The sequence below is a fragment of the Vibrio sp. 10N.261.55.C5 genome (assembly GCF_041470505.1).
GTDB classification, from domain to species: Bacteria; Pseudomonadota; Gammaproteobacteria; order Enterobacterales; family Vibrionaceae; genus Vibrio; species Vibrio crassostreae_C.
The window spans coordinates 1-20535 of sequence record NZ_JBFRMS010000026.1 but is presented as its reverse complement, the minus strand read 5'-3'; the positions used below and the strand labels follow the sequence as shown (position 1 = coordinate 20535).

Annotated in this window: 18 protein-coding genes and 2 tRNA genes; 18 read left to right on the top strand and 2 right to left on the bottom strand. The window is 44.6% G+C overall.

Annotated elements, in window-relative coordinates; translation table 11 throughout:
* The first annotated feature begins 36 nt into the window (after positions 1-36).
* From AB4263_RS11275 to AB4263_RS11265, 3 genes are all read left to right on the top strand, one after another.
* Positions 37-113, top strand: a tRNA-Met gene (locus AB4263_RS11275).
* Positions 114-168: 55 nt separating this feature from the next.
* A tRNA-Leu gene (locus AB4263_RS11270) sits at positions 169-253 on the top strand.
* A 158-nt stretch (positions 254-411) separates the two neighbouring features.
* Complete coding sequence (locus AB4263_RS11265; RefSeq protein WP_017071286.1) at positions 412-1458, top strand: lactonase family protein; 1047 nt, start codon at positions 412-414, stop codon at positions 1456-1458.
* A gap of 68 nt (positions 1459-1526) precedes the next feature.
* On the opposite strand, the gene AB4263_RS11260 is transcribed toward AB4263_RS11265, so the two are convergent.
* The gene (locus tag AB4263_RS11260) at positions 1527-2702 is read right to left on the bottom strand and encodes a 2-octaprenyl-3-methyl-6-methoxy-1,4-benzoquinol hydroxylase (protein WP_017064167.1); all 1176 of its coding nucleotides are present in this window, start codon (positions 2700-2702) and stop codon (positions 1527-1529) included.
* Positions 2703-3010: 308 nt separating this feature from the next.
* On the opposite strand from AB4263_RS11260, the gene miaB reads away from it, so the two are divergent.
* From miaB to lnt, 5 genes are all read left to right on the top strand, one after another.
* Complete coding sequence (miaB, locus tag AB4263_RS11255; RefSeq protein ID WP_017062326.1) at positions 3011-4435, top strand: tRNA (N6-isopentenyl adenosine(37)-C2)-methylthiotransferase MiaB; 1425 nt, start codon at positions 3011-3013, stop codon at positions 4433-4435.
* Between the two features lie 163 nt (positions 4436-4598).
* Positions 4599-5720, top strand: coding sequence for a PhoH family protein (locus AB4263_RS11250; protein ID WP_017062327.1), 1122 nt, complete (start codon positions 4599-4601; stop codon positions 5718-5720).
* Positions 5721-6182 carry an rRNA maturation RNase YbeY gene (gene ybeY / locus AB4263_RS11245; protein WP_012603383.1) on the top strand — a complete coding sequence of 154 codons (462 nt, stop codon included), beginning with the start codon at positions 5721-5723 and terminating at the stop codon, positions 6180-6182.
* A gap of 120 nt (positions 6183-6302) precedes the next feature.
* Positions 6303-7193, top strand: a complete 891-nt coding sequence (gene corC, locus AB4263_RS11240; RefSeq protein WP_012603382.1) for a CNNM family magnesium/cobalt transport protein CorC — start codon at positions 6303-6305, stop codon at positions 7191-7193.
* A gap of 32 nt (positions 7194-7225) precedes the next feature.
* Positions 7226-8743, top strand: a complete 1518-nt coding sequence (gene lnt / locus AB4263_RS11235; protein WP_372098219.1) for an apolipoprotein N-acyltransferase — start codon at positions 7226-7228, stop codon at positions 8741-8743.
* Between the two features lie 90 nt (positions 8744-8833).
* Here lnt and AB4263_RS11230 read toward each other — a convergent pair whose 3' ends face one another.
* Positions 8834-9304, bottom strand: a complete 471-nt coding sequence (locus tag AB4263_RS11230; RefSeq protein WP_017062329.1) for a zinc ribbon-containing protein — start codon at positions 9302-9304, stop codon at positions 8834-8836.
* 263 nt (positions 9305-9567) lie between these two features.
* Between AB4263_RS11230 and leuS the strand changes: the two genes are divergently transcribed.
* From leuS to ybeD, 10 genes are all read left to right on the top strand, one after another.
* Positions 9568-12144, top strand: coding sequence for a leucine--tRNA ligase (leuS, locus tag AB4263_RS11225; protein WP_372098218.1), 2577 nt, complete (start codon positions 9568-9570; stop codon positions 12142-12144).
* A 179-nt stretch (positions 12145-12323) separates the two neighbouring features.
* Positions 12324-12962 carry an LPS assembly lipoprotein LptE gene (gene lptE, locus AB4263_RS11220; protein WP_017068504.1) on the top strand — a complete coding sequence of 213 codons (639 nt, stop codon included), beginning with the start codon at positions 12324-12326 and terminating at the stop codon, positions 12960-12962.
* Positions 12963-12974: 12 nt separating this feature from the next.
* The gene (holA, locus tag AB4263_RS11215) at positions 12975-14000 is read left to right on the top strand and encodes a DNA polymerase III subunit delta (protein WP_372098217.1); all 1026 of its coding nucleotides are present in this window, start codon (positions 12975-12977) and stop codon (positions 13998-14000) included.
* 66 nt (positions 14001-14066) lie between these two features.
* A complete protein-coding gene (gene rsfS / locus AB4263_RS11210; protein WP_004735247.1) occupies positions 14067-14384 on the top strand; it encodes a ribosome silencing factor in 318 nt (105 codons plus the stop codon).
* Between the two features lie 3 nt (positions 14385-14387).
* Positions 14388-14858 carry a 23S rRNA (pseudouridine(1915)-N(3))-methyltransferase RlmH gene (gene rlmH / locus AB4263_RS11205; RefSeq protein WP_017068506.1) on the top strand — a complete coding sequence of 157 codons (471 nt, stop codon included), beginning with the start codon at positions 14388-14390 and terminating at the stop codon, positions 14856-14858.
* Between the two features lie 6 nt (positions 14859-14864).
* Positions 14865-16757 carry a penicillin-binding protein 2 gene (gene mrdA / locus AB4263_RS11200; RefSeq protein ID WP_372098216.1) on the top strand — a complete coding sequence of 631 codons (1893 nt, stop codon included), beginning with the start codon at positions 14865-14867 and terminating at the stop codon, positions 16755-16757.
* Positions 16757-17878, top strand: coding sequence for a rod shape-determining protein RodA (gene rodA, locus AB4263_RS11195; protein ID WP_372098215.1), 1122 nt, complete (start codon positions 16757-16759; stop codon positions 17876-17878). The genes mrdA and rodA overlap by 1 nt, the downstream gene beginning before the upstream one ends.
* A 3-nt stretch (positions 17879-17881) precedes the next feature.
* On the top strand, positions 17882-18721 hold the full coding sequence (locus tag AB4263_RS11190; protein ID WP_372098214.1) for a septal ring lytic transglycosylase RlpA family protein: 840 nt from the start codon (positions 17882-17884) through the stop codon (positions 18719-18721).
* 93 nt (positions 18722-18814) lie between these two features.
* A complete protein-coding gene (locus AB4263_RS11185; RefSeq protein ID WP_372098213.1) occupies positions 18815-19996 on the top strand; it encodes a serine hydrolase in 1182 nt (393 codons plus the stop codon).
* A 232-nt stretch (positions 19997-20228) separates the two neighbouring features.
* The gene (gene ybeD, locus AB4263_RS11180; protein WP_026084358.1) at positions 20229-20507 is read left to right on the top strand and encodes a DUF493 family protein YbeD; all 279 of its coding nucleotides are present in this window, start codon (positions 20229-20231) and stop codon (positions 20505-20507) included.
* The last annotated feature ends 28 nt before the right edge of the window (positions 20508-20535 follow it).

Genomic DNA, 20535 nt, shown 5'->3' with positions numbered 1-20535 from the left:
TAGAGAACAAATAGTGAATCGATTAGATTTATTATTGGCTACTTAGCTCAGTTGGTTAGAGCACATCACTCATAATGATGGGGTCGCAGGTTCAAATCCCGCAGTAGCCACCATTTATACAACGTCTTATTGAAGCACCAATATTCGATATGACTATAAAGATTTGCTGCGGTCGTGGCGGAATTGGTAGACGCACCAGATTTAGGTTCTGGCGCCGAGAGGTGTGAGAGTTCAAGTCTCTCCGACCGCACCATCATTAAATAGAACCCAGCTTTTTAGCTGGGTTTTGTTTTATCTGGAATATGCAAATCTGCTAGCCAAGTCACCAAGTATTCTCTTCTATAACCTCACTTTTAATACGATTTTATAAGACAATGTCAGCTCCATTTTCTAATTGAGTACGACTAGCCTATGAAACCCCTCCCCTTAACGATCGGTTGCTACACAGATACACCAAGTAAAAGCCAAGGTGTTTATCAAACTCAGTTAGATCTAGAAACAGGAAAACTATTACCTCTAGAGCTGATCATCAAATGTACTAACCCCTCTTTTATTACTGTAACAAAGACTGGGATCTATACTGCATCGGAAGTGGACCAGCAAAAACAGCCCCAGCTCATTCATATACCTAATGTTGATTCACAGCTAACACACAATACAAGCCTCATCTCGGGAGATCACCCTTGTCACGTCGCGATAGATCCACACAATAAGTTTGCTATCACGTCGCAATACTCATCAGGCACATTCGATATTTTTAGCTTAAGTATCAACGGCAGCATCGATAAACGACTCAAAACAATCCAGATGGTTGGTTCCGGGCCAAACAAAGAGAGACAAACTAGCCCACACGCCCATCAATGCCTGTTCTTACAAAACTCACCACAGTTTGTGACTGTCGATCTCGGCACCGATCGCATCAACTTCTATTGCTTTGATGAAGAGCAAGAAGAGTTCCTTGATGAGCCAATGCAGTCTATTAAGGTGCCCGCCGGCAATGGACCTCGCCATTTAATCTTTAACAAAGCTGAAGACAGAGCCTATGTGGTCTGTGAACTCTCTGAAACGTTGCTGACTTTGGAAAAGGTTTTAGGCATTTGGAATGTAGTGGAAGAGATTGATGCATTGCCTAATATGGAGAAGGGAGAAGCCGCAGCTGCGATTAAGCTATCGCCTGATGAGCAATTCCTTTATGTGTCATGTCGACACCAATCAAGAATCAGTAGCTTCAAAATCGACTCTGAGACTCAAAGGCTGACTTTCATTGATAGCTACGACACTGAAGGCAAATTCCCAAGAGACTTCCATATAACGAACGATGGGAAATGGCTTATCGCCGCCAACCAGCACTCCAACAACATCACCTCATTCAAGCGAGATAATGAAGATGGGTCTTTGGTTTATACAGGGTACTCTTTAGAGATCGATGCACCGGTTTGTGTGACACAGCAGCGATAGACATCATCGAATACAAAAAAGGAGAGCATTCGCTCTCCTTCTTTTCATAAGCAGTCTTAAACGCTCAATTAGAGACCCAAAGCGTATTTCAATACTTGAGCTTTAATCGGGCCTGAATTTTCAGCTAGTTTTAGAGCAGCATTACGTACAAATTTCAGTGGGCCAATGTCGTTGCTGAATGTCTTGTAGAAGAAATCCATGCCACTTTGCATCATTAGATTGTCGCCTCTTCTTATCACTTCATAGCGTCTTGCTACAGACTGGTTCAATTCACCCTTTTCTTTGGTGACATCCAGCAGTACTGATACATCTTTGAAGCCTAAGTTAACACCCTGCCCAGCCAAAGGGTTGATGGTATGCGCAGAGTCTCCGACCAAAATACAGTTATTCTTCGAGTATGATTGAGCATGACGTCGTGTCAGAGGAAAAGAACCCGAATTCAAGACTTTGATATCACCTAACTCTTTAGGAAAGTGAGTAAGTACTTCGTTACGTAGTTTTTCAGGGGCCATTGCTGACAGTTGCTTAATACGCAGTGGAGAATCATACCAAACTAACGAGCCCAGCCCGACTTCTTGACCGTCAGAGGTTAGAGAACACAAAGGCAAAAATGAACGAGGGCCACTTGGTAGAAATTGCTGCCAAGTAATATCTTGCTGAGGTTGTTCTGTTTCTACATTGATAAGCATACAGTGTTGTCGATAATCCCAAGCCGTGATGCCAATTCCAGCTTGTTGGCGAACGGCTGAATTCGCACCATCAGCACCAACCACCCACTTCGCAGACAACTCAGCCCCTGATTGAAGCTTTACGATATTGATTTCACCAAACTCAATCACATCGAGCTTTTCTGGGCATAACAGTTCGAGATTGTCGTAGGCATCAAATTGAGACCATAAACCTAATTGAATGAGTCTGTTCTCAACGATATAGCCCAAACGAGGAAGGTCTAGTGAGGCAGCATCAAATCGAGTACGACACTCTGGGTGCTCCCACGTCTCTAAACGTTTATAAGAACACACTCGCATTGCTGCAATACTTTGCCATGCACCAAGATCTTCAAGCAAATCGACCGATGCTTGAGAAATCGCTGACACACGAATGTCCATCGCTTGCGATTCATCAAAAGCTTGTGGGGCAAAACCTTCGATCACCGCAACACTCAGACCTTGCTTTGCAAAACCGATTGCTGTTGCTGCGCCAACCATGCCGCCACCGACTACTACAATATCGTAACTGTTCATATTTCGTACTTATCAGTTTGATTCTTTGACTGTTTTTGATTGTACTTTTTCATAACTAACTTGTAACCAAAAACCTTATTCGAAAAAAGGGTTATCCCTTATGGCATATGGCGTTAACGATAATAAAAACCACTACATAAGAGATTTGTTCAGACTACTAGTCAGTCGGTTTTGAAACCAGTACAATACGCCGCTTGCCGCTAGAGCCTGTCATAAAATTGAATACCGAATTATGACAAACGGGGCTAGCGGATAAATAATGGGCGATTTGCTCCCTTAAATTAAACTAACGATCGAGCGAACATATAATGAGTAAGAAACTGCTAATTAAAACTTGGGGCTGTCAGATGAATGAATATGATTCATCAAAAATGGCCGACCTGCTTAACGCTGCAAATGGCTATGAGCTAACTGAAGTACCTGAGGAAGCAGACGTACTACTATTGAATACTTGTTCTATCCGCGAAAAAGCGCAAGAAAAAGTATTCCACCAGCTTGGTCGTTGGAAAACGCTTAAAGATAAAAAAGAAGGTGTGGTGATCGGTGTGGGTGGCTGTGTAGCGACTCAAGAAGGTGATCACATTCGTCAACGTGCACCTTACGTAGACGTTATCTTTGGCCCACAAACATTACACCGTTTGCCAGAGATGATTAAATCATCACTGTCTAACGAAAAGCCAGTAATGGATATCTCTTTCCCAGAGATCGAAAAGTTCGATAACCTGCCAGAGCCAAAAGCTGAAGGCGCGACGGCGTTCGTTTCTATCATGGAAGGTTGTTCTAAATACTGTACTTACTGCGTTGTACCATACACACGTGGCGAAGAAGTTAGCCGTCCAATGGATGATGTACTTTTCGAAGTTGCTCAACTTGCAGAGCAAGGCGTACGTGAAGTTAACCTGCTAGGTCAAAACGTAAACGCATACCGCGGTCCAACACACGAAGGCGATATCTGTTCATTCGCAGAACTGCTTCGTCTTGTTGCTTCTATCGACGGTATCGACCGTATTCGTTTCACAACAAGCCACCCGCTTGAGTTTGGTGACGACATCATTGAAGTTTACAAAGACACACCAGAGCTAGTGAGCTTCCTTCACCTACCAGTACAAAGTGGTAGTGACCGTATTCTTACGATGATGAAGCGCCCACATACGGCTATCGAGTACAAATCTATTATCCGTAAACTGCGTAAAGCTCGCCCTGACATTCAAATCAGCTCTGACTTTATTGTTGGTTTCCCTGGTGAGTCTAAGCAAGACTTCGAAGATACAATGAAGCTAATTAAAGACGTTGATTTCGATATGAGCTTCAGCTTTGTTTTCTCTCCACGTCCAGGTACGCCAGCGGCAGATTACCCATGTGATGTACCAGCACAAGAGAAGAAAGATCGTCTGTACGAACTGCAGCAAACGGTAAACACACAAGCTATGCGTTTCTCTCGTCTAATGTTAGGCACAGAGCAACGTATCCTTGTTGAAGGCCCATCAAGAAAGAACCTAATGGAACTTCGCGGCCGTACAGAAAACAGCCGTGTTGTGAACTTCGAAGGTTCTGCAGACCTAATCGGTCAATTCGTAGATGTGAAGATCACTGAGGTTTACACCAACTCACTACGTGGTGAGCTAGTTCGCACAGAAAAAGACATGGGTCTACGCGTTGTTATGACTCCAGCAGAAATGATGGAAAAAACAAAACGTGAAGACGAGCTAGGTGTAGCGACATTTACGCCATAGGCAATACAACTGTTTGAGCACAAAGCGCAAACACAAAGCTTGAAATTACCTAACTAAGTGACCATCTTAGAAATAGGGATATCACCATCAGAAGCCCGGTCTAAATCGGGCTTTTTGCTCTTTGTTTTATTTAAGAGTGAGTGGCACAAAATGAGAGGCTAATTTGAGCAATAAAATCGTTACCTTAGAGATAAATCTAGAACCAGCAGACAACAAGCGCTTGGCAAGTTTATGCGGACCATTTGACGACAACATCAAGCATCTTGAGCGTCGTCTGGGCGTTGAGATTAATTACCGTAGCAACTTTTTCACCATTGTCGGTAAGCCTCACACTACAGCCGCAGCTTTAGACATCATCAAACACCTCTATGTTGAAACGGCTCCAGTTAAAGGCAACATAATCGATATCGAACCAGAGCAAATACATCTGGCGATCACCGAGTCAGGCATTTTGGAGCAACACGTCGAGTCTGAAATTGACTACGGCAAAGAAGTGACCATTAAGACTAAAAAAGGCGTCATCAAACCTCGAACGCCAAACCAAGCACAGTACCTAATGAACATGGTGACTCATGACATCACCTTTGGTATTGGGCCAGCAGGTACAGGTAAAACCTACTTAGCCGTTGCTGCAGCAGTTGATGCACTTGAACGCCAAGAGATTCGTCGCATTCTATTGACGCGCCCTGCTGTTGAAGCCGGTGAGAAGCTTGGTTTCCTACCGGGTGATTTAAGCCAAAAAGTAGACCCATATTTACGTCCACTTTACGATGCGCTGTTTGAGATGCTTGGCTTTGAGCGAGTTGAGAAGCTGATTGAACGTAACGTAATTGAAGTTGCGCCACTGGCTTACATGCGTGGTCGTACATTGAATGATGCGTTTATCATTCTTGATGAGAGCCAAAACACCACGGTAGAACAGATGAAGATGTTCTTAACCCGTATCGGTTTTAACTCACGCGCTGTGATCACAGGTGATATTACGCAAATCGATTTACCTCGTGGTGCAAAATCAGGCTTACGCCATGCGACTGAAGTGCTCAATGAAGTCGACGACATTAGCTTTAACTTCTTCATGTCTGAAGACGTCGTTCGTCACCCTGTAGTTGCTCGTATCGTCAACGCATACGAGAAGTGGGAAGCAAAAGACCAGAAAGAGCGCAAAGAGTTTGAAAAGCGTAAACGTGAAGAGCGTGAAGCCAAACTTCTTGAGGCTCAGCAGGTAGTTACGACACAATTAGCAACACAAAATAGCTCTGTAATTGCAGAACAAGGTGATAAATAGATGTCTATTGAACTAGACCTGCAATTAGCGGTCGAAAATGAGCAAGGTCTTCCAACTGAGCAAGATATTCAGCTTTGGTTGGACAAGACAATTCCTCAGTTTCAAGAGAACGCTGAGTTGACGGTTCGTATCGTTGATACACAAGAAAGCCACCAGCTCAATCATGAATATCGTGGCAAAGATAAGCCAACTAACGTGTTGTCTTTTCCATTCGAGGCTCCTCCAGGGATCGAGTTAGATCTACTGGGCGACCTCATTATCTGCCGCCAAGTTGTCGAAAAAGAAGCAGAAGAGCAAAGTAAGCCTCTGCTAGCACACTGGGCTCATATGGTTGTACATGGCAGTCTGCATCTGCTAGGTTATGATCATATCGAAGATGATGAAGCTGAAGAGATGGAGTCACTCGAGACAGAAATCATGCAATCTATGGGGTTTGAAGACCCTTACATTCTAGAAAAGTAAATTGATTCTAGTAAAGTAGGTTGCAGAGAAACAATAACTCATCGAACCTGTGATTTTCACAGGAATCTGAGTTGTAACGTGTGCTATCACACTTCTGATAGCGTTATTTTTTGAGAAATCATGAACGAAGGTAACCCCCCCACTTCTGAGGGAAGTAAAAAATCTGAAGGTCCGAGTAGAAAGTCCTTCTTTGAACGCCTAGGCCAACTATTTCAAGGTGAAGTAAAAGATCGCCAAGAGCTCGTAGATGTAATCCGCGACTCAGAAATTAATGACCTAATTGACCACGACACACGCGACATGCTCGAGGGTGTTATGGAAATTTCAGAGATGCGAGTACGCGATATCATGCTGCCTCGCTCTCAAATGGTTACAGTTGAACGCACAGATGATCTAGATACATTGATTGCGCTCATTACTGATGCTCAACACTCTCGCTACCCAGTGATCAGTGAAGATAAAGACCATGTTGAAGGCATTCTATTAGCGAAGGACCTACTTAAGTATTTGGGTTCAGAAAGTGCTCCATTTGATATCGAACAAGTGATTCGCCCTGTCGTGGTTGTTCCTGAAAGTAAGCGAGTTGATCGCCTGCTTAAGGAGTTCCAAGAAGAGCGTTACCACATGTCTATCGTTGTCGATGAGTTTGGTGGAGTTTCTGGCCTGGTAACCATTGAAGATATCCTCGAAGAAATCGTTGGTGAAATTGAAGACGAGTTCGACGATGAAGAAGAGCTAGATATTCGTAAGCTGAGTAAGCATACCTTCTCTGTAAAAGCTTTAACCACTATTGAAGAGTTCAACGATACGTTTAACACTGCCTTTAGTGACGACGAAGTGGATACGGTAGGCGGCATGGTTATGACAGCACTCGGCCACCTGCCGGTTCGTGGCGAAATTGTAGAAATCGAAAACTACCATTTCAAAATAACATCAGCAGATAACCGTCGTGTGATTCAGCTACAGGTAACCATTCCTGACGAACAGCCTCTTCCGACTATCGAAGAATAACAACTTCTCTCTAAAGAGATGACAGAAATTAGATGACTAATACCTTTATTCATCGCCTATTACGGCCGCTTGCGGCCGTTTTTGTTGGCGCTATAACCACCCTTTCATTCGCTCCATACTCTATATGGCCTCTTGCTATTCTCAGCCCAGCTTTGTTGCTGTTACTGATCCACAACCGCTCTCCTAAAAGTGCGCTTTGGATTGGCTACGCATGGGGTTTAGGTCAATTCACCACAGGTATCAGCTGGGTATACGTCAGCATTGATGGTTTTGGCGGCATGCCACTGGCAGCCAACCTATTTTTGATGGCATTGCTTGTTGGCTACCTAGCCGTTTATTCAGGGCTATTTACCTGGGGTTTGAATAAATTCTTCCCTGCCAATAACCTAAGCCGCTTTTTCCTCGCAGCTCCTGCATTATGGTTAGTCAGCGATTGGCTGCGTGGATGGGTAATGACGGGCTTCCCTTGGCTTTGGTTAGGCTACAGCCAAATCGATTCGCCATTAGGTTCATTTGCACCGATTGGCGGCGTAGATCTAGTAACTTTAGCGATCATTGTTTCAGCCTCTGCATTCACTTATGCGATTGTTAACCGAGCTTGGAGCATCGCTCTCATTCCCGCCGTCGTATTTAGTGCAGGCTTTGGTATTCGCAACATCGACTGGGTCACGCCGAACCCTGAAAAAACCACGTCAGTCGTCTTAATCCAAGGCAACGTCGATCAAGACAGCAAATGGCTGCCGAGTCATCGCTGGCCGACCATGATGAAGTACACCGACCTAAGCAGAGAAAACTGGGGAGCGGATATCATCATCTGGCCTGAAGCGGCTATTCCAGCATTCGAAGTTGAGATCCCATCTTTCCTACGTAACTTGGATAGCGCAGCGAAGATGAACAACAGTTCGATCATTACCGGTGTGCTGAATCAGTCTGAAGATAAGAAATACTACAACAGTGTTCTTTCTCTCGGTGTGAATCCATACGGTGAGTACAGCTACGATCCAGACGAACGCTACCATAAACACCACCTGTTACCATTTGGTGAGTTTGTGCCGTTTGAAGATATCTTGCGTCCATTAGCACCTTTCTTTAACTTGCCAATGTCATCATTTAGCCGTGGCGACTTTGTTCAACCAAACATAGTGGCAAATGGTCGTCACTTAGCGCCGGCACTGTGTTATGAGATCATCTTTAATGATCAAGTTAGACAGAACGTAACCGACGAGACTGACTTTATTTTAACGCTCTCTAACGATGCGTGGTTTGGTCGTTCGATTGGCCCTCTGCAACATATGGAAATTGCACAGATGCGTGCTCTGGAGCTTGGTAAGCCGGTTATTCGCTCGACCAACAACGGTGTGACGGCAGTTACTGATTACAAAGGCAATATAATCAAGCAAGTGCCTCAGTTTGAAACGGCAGTGTTAAAAGCTGAACTCATTTCAACGGATGGTCAAACGCCTTATCACACAGTAGGTACTTGGCCACTGTATATCTGGGCGATGCTCAGCTTGGTGATTGGTTGGGTAATTAGAAAGCCAAAAAGCTAGATTCGACGAAAAGTGATTTGAGGGTTGACTGATCGGGTCAACCCTTTTTCATTGCTGTGGTTTTGCGTTGATACGCTATGGTTCAGAAGCTTACGGTTTAAGGGCTTTACGACTAAACCCTTTAGAACCACATTTAATGCATGGAATGATATTGGTTGGGTGGTTATATTCGGTTTGGTGACCACACTCGTCGCATACTAAGGTTCCCAAGCCAATGACTTCACCCGCTTGATACAAGCCTTGGTGTTCTAAGTCTTGGAACAGTTCAACCCATTCCACCTTAGTACGATCAGTAATATCCAACAGCCCTTGCCAAATAGAGTCCGCAATCATCAAATAGAATGGACCGCTTTTACTCTCTTCATAGCTTTCGGAAAACTCTTTTAAGTCCGACTTCACGTAGGCAGAGATCAATGAAAGCTCATCTTTAGTCATATCATTAGCTGCTTTCGCAAACTTGCCCGACGTTTCGATTTTGTTGTTGAGCTCTTCAGGGCTATGCTTCAGCGTTTCAATCACCTCTTCGACGACTTCTTCATAGAGCGCTTTTTTCTTCGGCATAACAACCTCCTTAAGATAACCAACCTTTTAGTGAGCAAACGGATGCGCTGCAATGCACTCCCGCTTACAAACAAATGCAATTCATACTCTTAAGTATAGTTGCCCTGCGAAATTCAGTGAAAATTACACAATCTACTAAGCGGCAACTGCAAGTATGAAGGGTATAACTATTGTTGTACTCAGCTCCTTTAGGTATTCTATGACGATCTGTAAGATTCTGTTCTAACCGAACTCACAAATTCCAAGATAACCGGATACCATCGATGCAAGAACAATATAACCCGCAAGAGATTGAACAAAAGGTTCAACAACACTGGGATAACAGCGAGACTTTCGTTGTAAGTGAAGACCCAAACAAAGAAAAATTCTACTGTCTTTCTATGTTCCCTTACCCAAGTGGCCGACTGCACATGGGTCACGTGCGTAACTACACCATCGGTGATGTGGTATCTCGTTTCCAACGTCTACAAGGCAAAAACGTAATGCAGCCAATTGGTTGGGATGCATTCGGCCTACCTGCAGAAAACGCCGCTGTTAAAAACAATACAGCACCTGCACCATGGACTTACGAAAACATTGAGTACATGAAGAACCAGCTTAAGCTTCTAGGCTTTGGTTACGACTGGAACCGTGAATTCGCAACGTGTACTCCAGAGTACTACCGTTGGGAACAAGAGTTCTTCACTAAGCTTTACGAAAAAGGCCTGGTTTACAAGAAGACATCTTCAGTGAACTGGTGTCCAAACGACCAAACAGTACTGGCAAATGAGCAAGTAGAAGACGGTTGTTGCTGGCGTTGTGACACTCCAGTAGAGCAAAAGAAAATTCCACAGTGGTTTATTAAAATCACTGAGTACGCTCAAGAGCTACTAGACGATCTAGACAACCTTGAAGGTTGGCCTGAAATGGTTAAGACCATGCAGCGCAACTGGATCGGCCGCTCTGAAGGTGTTGAGCTATCTTTCGCTGTTAACGGCGAAGAAGCACCATTAGAAGTGTACACAACACGTCCAGATACACTAATGGGTGTTTCTTACGTTGGTATCGCTGCAGGTCACCCTCTTGCAGAGAAAGCATCGAAGAACAACCCAGAGCTTGCTGCATTCGTTGAAGAGTGTCGTAACACTAAAGTTGCTGAAGCTGAACTCGCAACGATGGAAAAGAAAGGTATGGATACTGGCCTAACGGCTATCCACCCTCTTAACGGTCGTGTTGTTCCTGTATACGTAGCAAACTTCGTACTTATGGATTACGGCACAGGTGCGGTAATGGCGGTTCCTGCTCACGATCAACGTGACTACGAGTTCGCAACTAAGTACGGCATCGATATCATCCCAGTAATCAAACCTGAAGATGGTTCTGAACTAGACGTGTCTGAAGCGGCTTACACTGAAAAAGGTGTACTGTTTGATTCTGGTGAATTCGATGGTCTTGCGTTCCAAGAAGCATTCGATGCAATTGCTGCGAAGCTTGAAGCTGAAGGCAAAGGTAAGAAGACAGTAAACTTCCGTCTACGTGACTGGGGTGTATCTCGTCAACGTTACTGGGGCGCTCCAATCCCAATGGTAACCACTGAAGACGGTGAAGTTCACCCAGTACCAGCAGACCAACTGCCAGTCATTCTTCCTGAAGATGTAGTAATGGATGGCGTAACGAGCCCAATCAAGGCTGACAAGTCTTGGGCTGAAACAACATTCAACGGCGAACCCGCTCTACGTGAGACTGACACGTTCGATACGTTTATGGAGTCTTCTTGGTACTACGCACGTTACTGTTCACCGCAAGCAGACGACATTCTAGATCCAGAGAAAGCAAACTACTGGCTACCAGTTGACCAATATGTTGGTGGTATCGAGCACGCTTGTATGCACCTGCTTTACTCTCGTTTCTTCCATAAGCTTCTACGTGATGCTGGCTACGTGACGTCTGATGAACCGTTCAAGCAACTACTATGTCAAGGCATGGTTCTGGCTGACGCGTTCTATCACGAAAACGAAAAAGGCACCAAAGAGTGGATTGCACCGACTGACGTAACGGTTGAACGTGACGGTAAAGGTCGCATCGAAAAAGCAGTCGACGATCAAGGTCGTGAAGTTGAACACTCAGGCATGATCAAAATGTCTAAGTCTAAGAACAACGGTATCGACCCACAAGAGATGGTAGACAAGTACGGCGCTGATACAGTACGTCTATTCATGATGTTTGCATCACCTGCAGACATGACGCTTGAGTGGCAAGAGTCTGGCGTTGAAGGGGCTAACCGCTTCCTTAAACGTGTTTGGAAATTGGTTCACGCTCACTCTTCTAAAGGCGCTGCTGAATCTGTTGATGCTTCTGCTCTGTCTGGTGACCAAAAAGCACTTCGCCGTGATATCCACAAGACTATCGCGAAAGTAACGGACGATATCGGCCGTCGCCAAACATTCAACACAGCAATCGCTGCGATCATGGAATTGATGAACAAGCTAGCGAAAGCACCTCAAGAGTCTGTACAAGATCGTGCAATCCTTGATGAAGCGCTAAAAGCTGTTGTTCGCATGCTTTACCCAATGACGCCACACATCTCTTACGAAATGTGGATTGCACTGGGTGAATCAAACGTAGACTCAGCAACATGGCCAACTTTCGATGAGAAAGCGCTAATTGAAGACGAGAAAACTATCGTTGTTATGATCAACGGTAAGCTACGTGCGAAACTAACCGTTGCTGCTGATGCAACAGAAGAGCAAGTTCGTGAGCTTGGTCTAAACGATGAGAACGCTAAGAAGTTCCTAGATGGCTTAACTATCCGTAAAGTTATCTTCGTACCAGGTAAGCTTCTAAACATCGTTGCTAACTAATTTCGTTAGCACAATGCAATTGCTAAAGAATTAACGAACTTAATTCATCAAAAGCAGTCTGTAGACAGGGTAGCTAATTGCCCTGTCTACTTATTTAAGCGCTTTAGACTTGAGCCTAACCACTCAAACGAACTAAAGCCTTTAAATAAGTATTCTACCTTCATGAGAGCCATCAAATAATGCGCCTGATTTCACTATCTTCATTGAAAGTTACTGTTGTTGTTTTAACCGTCAGCCTATTAAGTGCGTGTGGTTTCCACCTACGTGGTGATTACTCCGTACCAGAAGAACTCAACAAGATCTCCGTAACCAGTTACGACCAATACAGTACGTTTACACGTATGATGAAAGGTCAACTGCGTATGAATGATGTAGAAATTGTGCCACCGGCTGAGAATACACCTAACCTGCATATTATTAGTGAGAGCGTAGGTGAGCGAACTCTGTCTCTATACCAAAACACTCGTGCAGCAGAGAAAGAACTGACATTCCGCGCTTCATACCGCGTAACTGTCCCGGATCTAGGCTCAAAGACGTTCTCAACCAGCGTAACCCGTAGTTACCTAGATAACCCGCTAACTGCACTTGCGAAGTCGGTTGAACGAGACATGATCGAAGATGAGATGCGTAAGTTGGCAACAAGCCAAATCCTTCGTCAGATGGCTCGACTAAAAGCGAACATTGCAGCTGATAGCATGGACCTAGATGCACTAGAGCACGTTCAAGTGAAAGAACTCGAAAAGCAATACAACATCAAGAATGTTGAGATCGTACCAGCTTCAGAAGAACAACCAACACTTAGCGATTCGGCTGAGTAATAGGTTTATTTGATGCGTATTTTTGCTGACCGCTTATCAGAGCAACTTATTAAACAGTTGAGTAATGTTTACCTAATTTTTGGTAACGAACCGCTACTGTTGCAAGAGAGCCGAGAAGCGATTCAAAAGGCTGCAAAACAGCAAGGCTTTGAAGAACGTCACCGCTTTGCGATTGATAGCAGTCTCGACTGGAATCAAGTCTACGACTGCACTCAAGCACTGAGCCTATTCTCTAGCCGTCAGGTCATCGAGCTTGAACTGCCAGAGTCAGGCGTCAATGCCGCAATAGCGAAAGAGCTACTCGCAATCTCCGAGCATATCCACAGTGATATCTTGTTAATCTTGGTGGGCACTAAGCTCACCAAAGCTCAAGAAAGCGCTAAGTGGTTTAAGGCTCTTTCGAATCAGGGTCACTGGGTCAGTTGCCTAACGCCAGATGTCAGCAGGCTACCTCAATTTGTTCAAGCACGCTGCCGTCAAGTCGGGTTGTCGCCAGACCCTGAAGCGATTCAAATGCTGGCGCAATGGCATGAGGGTAACCTGTTTGCACTCACACAAAGCCTCGAAAAACTGGCACTTCAATATCCAGATGGAAAGCTAACCTTAGTGCGCTTAGAAGAATCGCTGAGCCGCCACAACCACTTCACTCCATTCCATTGGAGTGATGCCCTATTGGCAGGGAAAGGAAATCGAGCACAACGAATCCTGCGTCAGCTAGAAGCTGAAGGTGTCGAACCCGTCATTTTATTACGTAGCATACAACGAGAGCTTGCTCTGCTATTACAAATGCAGCAACAAATGAAACAGATGCCGATTGGTCAGGTCTTCGAAAAACACCGTATCTGGCAATCTAAAAAGCCTCTTTATAACGCCGCGCTAACAAGAGTTTCGATTTCTCAATTACACTCTTTGTTCGCGTTGCTCACTCAAGCTGAATTGATGACAAAAACTCAATATGAGCAGTCGCCTTGGCCACTAATTCATCAGTTAAGCGTAGAGTTTTGTATCCCTTCAGCTTCAATACCATTCCACGCATAAAAGCGTGTTATATTCTAGGGTCAACAAGCCCTAAACAAAGCTAAATTCAGATTAAAGGAACACCCAGTGTTACGTGAAGAACTAAAAGATTTTCTTGCAGACAAAGCCGACGACATGAAAGCAGAATCGATTGTAACTATCGATGTAGAAGGCAAATCAAGCGTTACTGATTACATGATTGTTTGTACTGGCACCTCTAAACGCCATGTTGCCTCTATTGCACAGCATGTTGCTGATGAAGTGCGTAAAGCGGGTATGCAACCTCTAGGTATGGACGGTCAGCAAGAAGGTGAATGGGTTGTTCTAGATATGGGCACAAGCATGCTTCACGTTATGCAAGAAGAGCATCGTGAGCTGTACCAACTAGAAAAACTTTGGGGCTAAGCTTTGAAGATCCAGTTAATCGCAGTTGGCACAAAAATGCCAAAGTGGGTTGAAGAAGGGTTTCAAGAATACAAACGCCGCTTCCCTCACGATATGCCATTAGAGCTCATTGAAATTACTGCAGGAAAGCGCGGTAAAAATGCAGATATTGCACGCATTCTTCAAAAAGAAGGTGAAGCGATGCTGGCTGCAGTTCCAAAAGGCAACCGTATTGTCACGCTCGATATCCCAGGTAGAAAGTGGGATACACCTCAACTTGCTGAGCAATTAGAAAGTTGGAAGCTGGATGGACGTGACGTATCTATCCTAATTGGCGGGCCTGAAGGATTAGCACCTGCATGTAAAGCGGCCGCAGACCAAAGTTGGTCTCTGTCTGCGCTTACTCTCCCTCACCCATTAGTACGCGTTATCATGGCTGAAAGCTTGTATCGAGCTTGGAGCATCACTGCTAACCACCCTTATCATCGAGAATAAGCGTTAATGTTACGTAAACGTAGCCAAATCCGCGATTACAAAGCAGAAGCACGACTATTTACTAGCCGTGCTTTTGTTGCGTTTGCGGGGATCATAGTCATGATGTCGATGTTGGTTGTTAACCTGTACAACATTCAGGTCAATCAATACCAAGACTATAAAACTCGTTCTAACGACAACCGTATCAAGGTCGTTCCGATCGCCCCTAACCGTGGTTTGATTTACGATCGCAACGGTATACTTCTTGCCGAAAACCGTCCTGTTTTCAATCTAGAAATCATACCCGAAAAAATTAAAGATATGGATGACACGCTTGCTCGTCTGCAAGCATTAATTGAGATCCCGCCAGAGCGTATCGAGCGCTTTAATCGTGATCGTCGTAATTCACGACGCTTTAAATCAGTACCTATTCTTAATCAACTGTCTGAAGAACAAGTTGCCGTCTTCTCTGTAAACCAACACAAATTCCCAGGTGTTGAAGTTACGGGAACTTTGAAGCGTTTCTACCCTTACGGTGATGTGCTCACTCACGTAATAGGCTATGTATCGCGCATCAATGACCGTGATATGCAGCGCTTGATGCGAGAAGAAAAAGACGCCAATTACCAAGCTACACGTGATATCGGTAAGTTGGGTATTGAGCGTTATTACGAAGATATGTTGCACGGTACAGCTGGCTACCAAGAAGTCGAAGTTAACAGTCGTGGACGAGTGATTCGTACCCTCAAATTTGTCCCTTCGGTTCCAGGCAAAGATATCGTACTTAACTTAGATATCAAGCTACAGCTATACGTACATAAGTTACTTGATGGCCGCCGTGGTTCAGCTATCGTTCTCGATCCGAAAGACAATGGCGTGTTAGCCATGGTATCGAGCCCAAGCTACGACCCAAATGCATTCGTACATGGTATTTCGTCTAAAGGTTATAACGCCCTGCTTCAAGACAAAGACCGCCCTTTGGTTAACCGTGCAACGCTAGGTATTTACCCACCAGCATCGACGATCAAGCCATTCATGGCTGTTGCGGCTCTGCAAGAAGGTGTGATTACACCTAATACAACGCGTAATGACCCAGGTTATTGGAAGATCCCTAATTCAAAAACAAGACCATTCCGTGACTGGTTGCGTTGGGGACACGGGGTCGTTGATATAGAGAAAGCGATTGAAGAGTCAGTGGATACTTTCTTTTACCAAATTGCTTATGATCTCGGCATTGATCGCATATCCAAATGGATGATGATGTTCGGCTTTGGTGATTATACTGGCATCGATATTTATGAAGAAAGCAAAGCCAATATGCCAACTCGTGATTGGAAGATGGCAAGACACCGTGTGCCTTGGTACCAAGGTGACACCATCCCAGTTGGTATTGGCCAAGGCTACTGGACTGCAACACCCATGCAGATTGCAAAAGCCACATCAGTTTTGGTCAATGAAGGTGAAGTAACCGCACCTCACCTACTTCGTTCAACCATTGATAACGGTCGTCCATTCGATGAACAAATCATGTCGGACATTGAAACTTACCCACCGCTAACCGGGGTTAAGAAGAAGTATTGGGATATCGCTCAGGAAGGTATGAGGCTGGCTAACCACGGTAAGAAAGGTACGGCAAGACGTTCATTCCAGAAGATGTCTTACCAAACCGCTGGTAAATCGGGTACCGCACAGGTATTCGGCTTAAAAGAAGATGAAGAGTACAACGCGGATGAAATCGCAGAGCACTTACGCGATCACGCCCTCTTTACGGGTTACGCGCCTTTTGAAGATCCTGAAGCCGTCGTGACTATCGTTCTAGAGAACGCAGGTGGCGGTTCTTCTAACGGCGGCCCAGTAGTAAGAAGGATTTTAGACCATATTATCCTTGCAGAAGATTATCAAAGTGAGCCAATTAAATAATGAAACTTGATCCTTCAACTGGACGAAATAGAGCCCTATTCGAAAGGCTGCATATCGACCTGCCGCTATTGCTCGGCATTCTGGTTTTAATGGGCTTTGCCCTACTGATCATGTACAGCGCAAGCGGACAAAGCCTTGCGATGATGGATCGCCAGGCGATGCGCATGGCTCTGTCTTTAGGTGTGATGATCTTCCTAGCGCAAATCTCACCTCGCACTTATGAAACCTCGGCACCACTGCTATTTGTAGGTGGTGTCATCTTGCTATTGGGCGTGTTGTTCTTTGGTGAAGCCTCTAAAGGCGCCCAGCGTTGGTTAAACTTCGGCTTTGTTCGATTCCAACCGTCAGAGCTATTAAAGCTCGCGGTGCCTTTGATGCTGGCGCGATTTATCGGTAAGCGCTCACTTCCACCAACATTCCAAACATTAGCGATCTCGCTAGTGATGGTGTTTGTACCGACGATTCTAATCGCAAAGCAGCCTGACCTAGGTACATCTATCCTTATCGCCGCATCAGGTATCTTCGTGATATTCCTGGCAGGTATCAGTTGGAAAATCATTGCTAGCGCCGCAATCGCGTTAGGGGCATTTATTCCAATCTTATGGTTCTTCTTGATGCGTGAATATCAAAAGGTACGTGTAAGAACCCTCTTTGATCCTGAATCAGATCCATTAGGTGCGGGTTACCACATCATTCAAAGTAAGATTGCGATAGGTTCGGGTGGTATATCAGGAAAAGGTTGGTTGCAAGGCACTCAATCTCAACTAGAGTTCATCCCAGAGCGTCATACTGACTTCATTTTTGCGGTCATCGCCGAAGAATGGGGCATGATCGGTATCTTGTTCTTGCTTGCGATCTACCTGTTTATTATTGGACGTGGCTTAGTGCTTGCGAGCCAAGCTCAAACCGCATTCGGTCGAATGATGGGCGGCAGTATTGTACTGAGCTTCTTCGTTTATATTTTTGTAAACATTGGCATGGTAAGTGGCATTCTACCTGTGGTTGGTGTTCCTCTTCCTTTAGTCAGTTATGGTGGTACTTCAATGGTTACCCTTATGGCTGGTTTTGGTATTTTAATGTCGATACATACACACAGAAAAGCATTCTCAAAGGCGACCTAATCGATGTCTATTACAACGTTTCAAAACAAAGCATCCTTGGTTGAAGAGCTGCCAATCAAAAAAATAGTCTCTATCTTGGGGCTAGCGATTTTAATCAATGGTTGTTCTTCAAAGCAGCCAACAGGGCGCTACGATATTGATTCAGATATTGCACCAGACGCACCGATCTCAGTAGAGCATCTCGAGGATGCTCACCCTCAGTATGAACCTTATAGTTTAGGTGGTAATACGGATTACACTTTGCGTGGCGAAGACTACAAGATCGTAAAGAAAACCGAAGGTTTTACTGAGAAAGGCAAAGCCTCTTGGTACGGTAAGAAGTTTCATGGTCACTTAACGTCTAATGGCGAGATCTACGACATGTATTCGATGTCTGCGGCGCACAAAACATTGCCAATTCCAAGCTATGTAAAAGTGACGAATACCGACAATAACAAAACGACGATTGTTCGTATCAATGACCGCGGCCCATTCCATGAAGGCCGAATCATTGACCTTAGTTATGCGGCAGCTTATAAGCTCGATGTGTTGAGAACCGGCACGGCAAATGTTGAGATTGAAGTCATTACTGTGGCTATGCCAACCGACGCAAATAAAAAGGCTGCTTTACCGCAATTTATTATTCAAGTCGCAACATCTCCACATGAAGATAGAACAGAGAAGTTAGCGAAAGATCTAGCCGAAAAGCTAGAAGTAGCAACGTTCTTGCAGCCAAATGATGACAACTACCGTCTGATGATTGGGCCATTTCATGACTATGCTCTGACTCAAGAGAAATTAGAACAAGTTAAGCTAATGGGTTACCCGTCAGCTTATATAAAAAAACACACCCTAACTCGCTAATTAATCTAACAGTTACTTCTGGTAATCAGCGCTCTGGTGTGACAGAGTGATTCTGTTAATATATGAATAGTTCACCAAATAATTGCATTCAAAATGATTAAATCTAATAAACTTGTTAAATCGATTTTTGCTACTTCTGTTGCTCTTTCTGCAACGATAGCTACATCGTCATTCGCCGCTCCTATTGTTGTTCCTGATGCACCTCAAATCGCCGCTAAAGGTTTTGTTCTGATGGATTACCATTCAGGCAAAGTACTAGCAGAGAAAGAGATGAATACTCAACTTTCTCCAGCAAGTTTAACCAAGATGATGACGAGCTACGTAATTGGCCAAGAGCTAGAACGTGGCAACATCAACTTAAACGACGATGTTGTAATCAGTGAAAATGCTTGGGCTAAAAACTTCCCAGATTCATCTAAGATGTTCGTTGAAGTAGGTACAACGGTTAAAGTTGAAGAACTGAACCGCGGTATCATTGTTCAGTCAGGTAACGATGCTTGTGTTGCGATGGCTGAACACATCGCCGGATCTGAAGATGCATTCGTTGACCTAATGAACGCATGGGCAAGCTCTATCGGTATGAAAGACACGCACTTCGCTAACGTGCACGGTCTAGACAACCCGAACCTATACTCAACGCCTTACGATATGGCGCTACTTGGTCAGGCGCTGATTCGCGACGTACCAGACGAGTACCGTATCTACTCACAGAAGAAATTCACTTACAACGGCATCACCCAGTACAACCGTAACGGTCTGTTATGGGATAAGAGCATGAACGTTGATGGCATCAAAACGGGCCACACAAGCAATGCAGGTTACAGCCTAGTAAGCTCAGCGACAGAAGGCAAAATGCGCCTAGTGGCTGTAGTTATGGGCACCAAGAATGCGAATGCTCGTAAAACAGAAAGCAAAAAACTGCTTAGCTACGGCTTCCGCTTCTTTGAAACAGTGGCACCACACACAGCCGGTGAAACCTTCGTAGAAGAGAAGATCTGGATGGGTAGCAAGGACACAGTTGCACTGGGTGTCGACGAAGATACTTTCGTAACGCTACCTCGTGGTCAAGCTAAGAACCTGAAGGCAAGCTTCGTTCTTGAGAAAGAGCTAGAAGCGCCAATCAGCAAAGGCGATGTAGTTGGTAAAATATTCTACCAAGTAGACGGTGAAGACGTTGCTGAATACCCACTACTAGCACTTGAAGATGTAGACCAAGGCAGCCTATTCAGCCGTCTATGGGACTACCTAGTTCTTCTGTTCAAGGGTTTATTCTAAACAAGCAAAAGGTTTGTTCTAGGTAAAACCCAAGCTTGTTGTATAGCTAACCTAATGAGTAAGTTCATGATTTACTCATTAGCGAACCAAAAGCCGCCATGTGCGGCTTTTGTTGATCTTGAGTTCGGTGATATTTACACGTAATATTCCGCCTTATTACTCGTGTCTGTTGACCGAACACGCTTTTTATCGACATTTCGCCAATTTGCGAGAGTCTAGCCTTTTGGAGCTAATCATGAACATCAATTCTGATGCAAAACTAAAAGACCTCTTAGAGTTCCCTTGTTCATTCACTTACAAAGTAATGGGCCACGCTAAGCCAGAACTGACTGAGCTAGTACTAGAAGTGATCCAGCGTCATGCTCCTGGTGACTACAGCCCAACGCTAAAACCAAGTGCGAAAGGTAACTACCACTCTGTTTCTATCAATATTACTGCGACTTCAATTGAGCAAGTAGAAACTCTTTATAAAGAACTGGGCGAGATCGAAATCGTTCGTATGGTTCTGTAATCTCCGATTACAATCGAGTAGGAGGAGG

Coding starts and splice junctions, on each gene's coding strand:
- lnt (WP_372098219.1), top strand. CDS start 7,226: ATGACTAATACCTTTATTCATCGCCTATTACGGCCGCTTGCGGCCGTT.
- mrdA (WP_372098216.1), top strand. CDS start 14,865: ATGTTACGTAAACGTAGCCAAATCCGCGATTACAAAGCAGAAGCACGA.
- AB4263_RS11185 (WP_372098213.1), top strand. CDS start 18,815: ATGATTAAATCTAATAAACTTGTTAAATCGATTTTTGCTACTTCTGTT.
- lptE (WP_017068504.1), top strand. CDS start 12,324: ATGCGCCTGATTTCACTATCTTCATTGAAAGTTACTGTTGTTGTTTTA.
- miaB (WP_017062326.1), top strand. CDS start 3,011: ATGAGTAAGAAACTGCTAATTAAAACTTGGGGCTGTCAGATGAATGAA.
- corC (WP_012603382.1), top strand. CDS start 6,303: ATGAACGAAGGTAACCCCCCCACTTCTGAGGGAAGTAAAAAATCTGAA.
- AB4263_RS11230 (WP_017062329.1), bottom strand. CDS start 9,304: ATGCCGAAGAAAAAAGCGCTCTATGAAGAAGTCGTCGAAGAGGTGATT.
- AB4263_RS11190 (WP_372098214.1), top strand. CDS start 17,882: ATGTCTATTACAACGTTTCAAAACAAAGCATCCTTGGTTGAAGAGCTG.
- AB4263_RS11265 (WP_017071286.1), top strand. CDS start 412: ATGAAACCCCTCCCCTTAACGATCGGTTGCTACACAGATACACCAAGT.
- holA (WP_372098217.1), top strand. CDS start 12,975: ATGCGTATTTTTGCTGACCGCTTATCAGAGCAACTTATTAAACAGTTG.
- rodA (WP_372098215.1), top strand. CDS start 16,757: ATGAAACTTGATCCTTCAACTGGACGAAATAGAGCCCTATTCGAAAGG.
- ybeY (WP_012603383.1), top strand. CDS start 5,721: ATGTCTATTGAACTAGACCTGCAATTAGCGGTCGAAAATGAGCAAGGT.
- leuS (WP_372098218.1), top strand. CDS start 9,568: ATGCAAGAACAATATAACCCGCAAGAGATTGAACAAAAGGTTCAACAA.
- AB4263_RS11260 (WP_017064167.1), bottom strand. CDS start 2,702: ATGAACAGTTACGATATTGTAGTAGTCGGTGGCGGCATGGTTGGCGCA.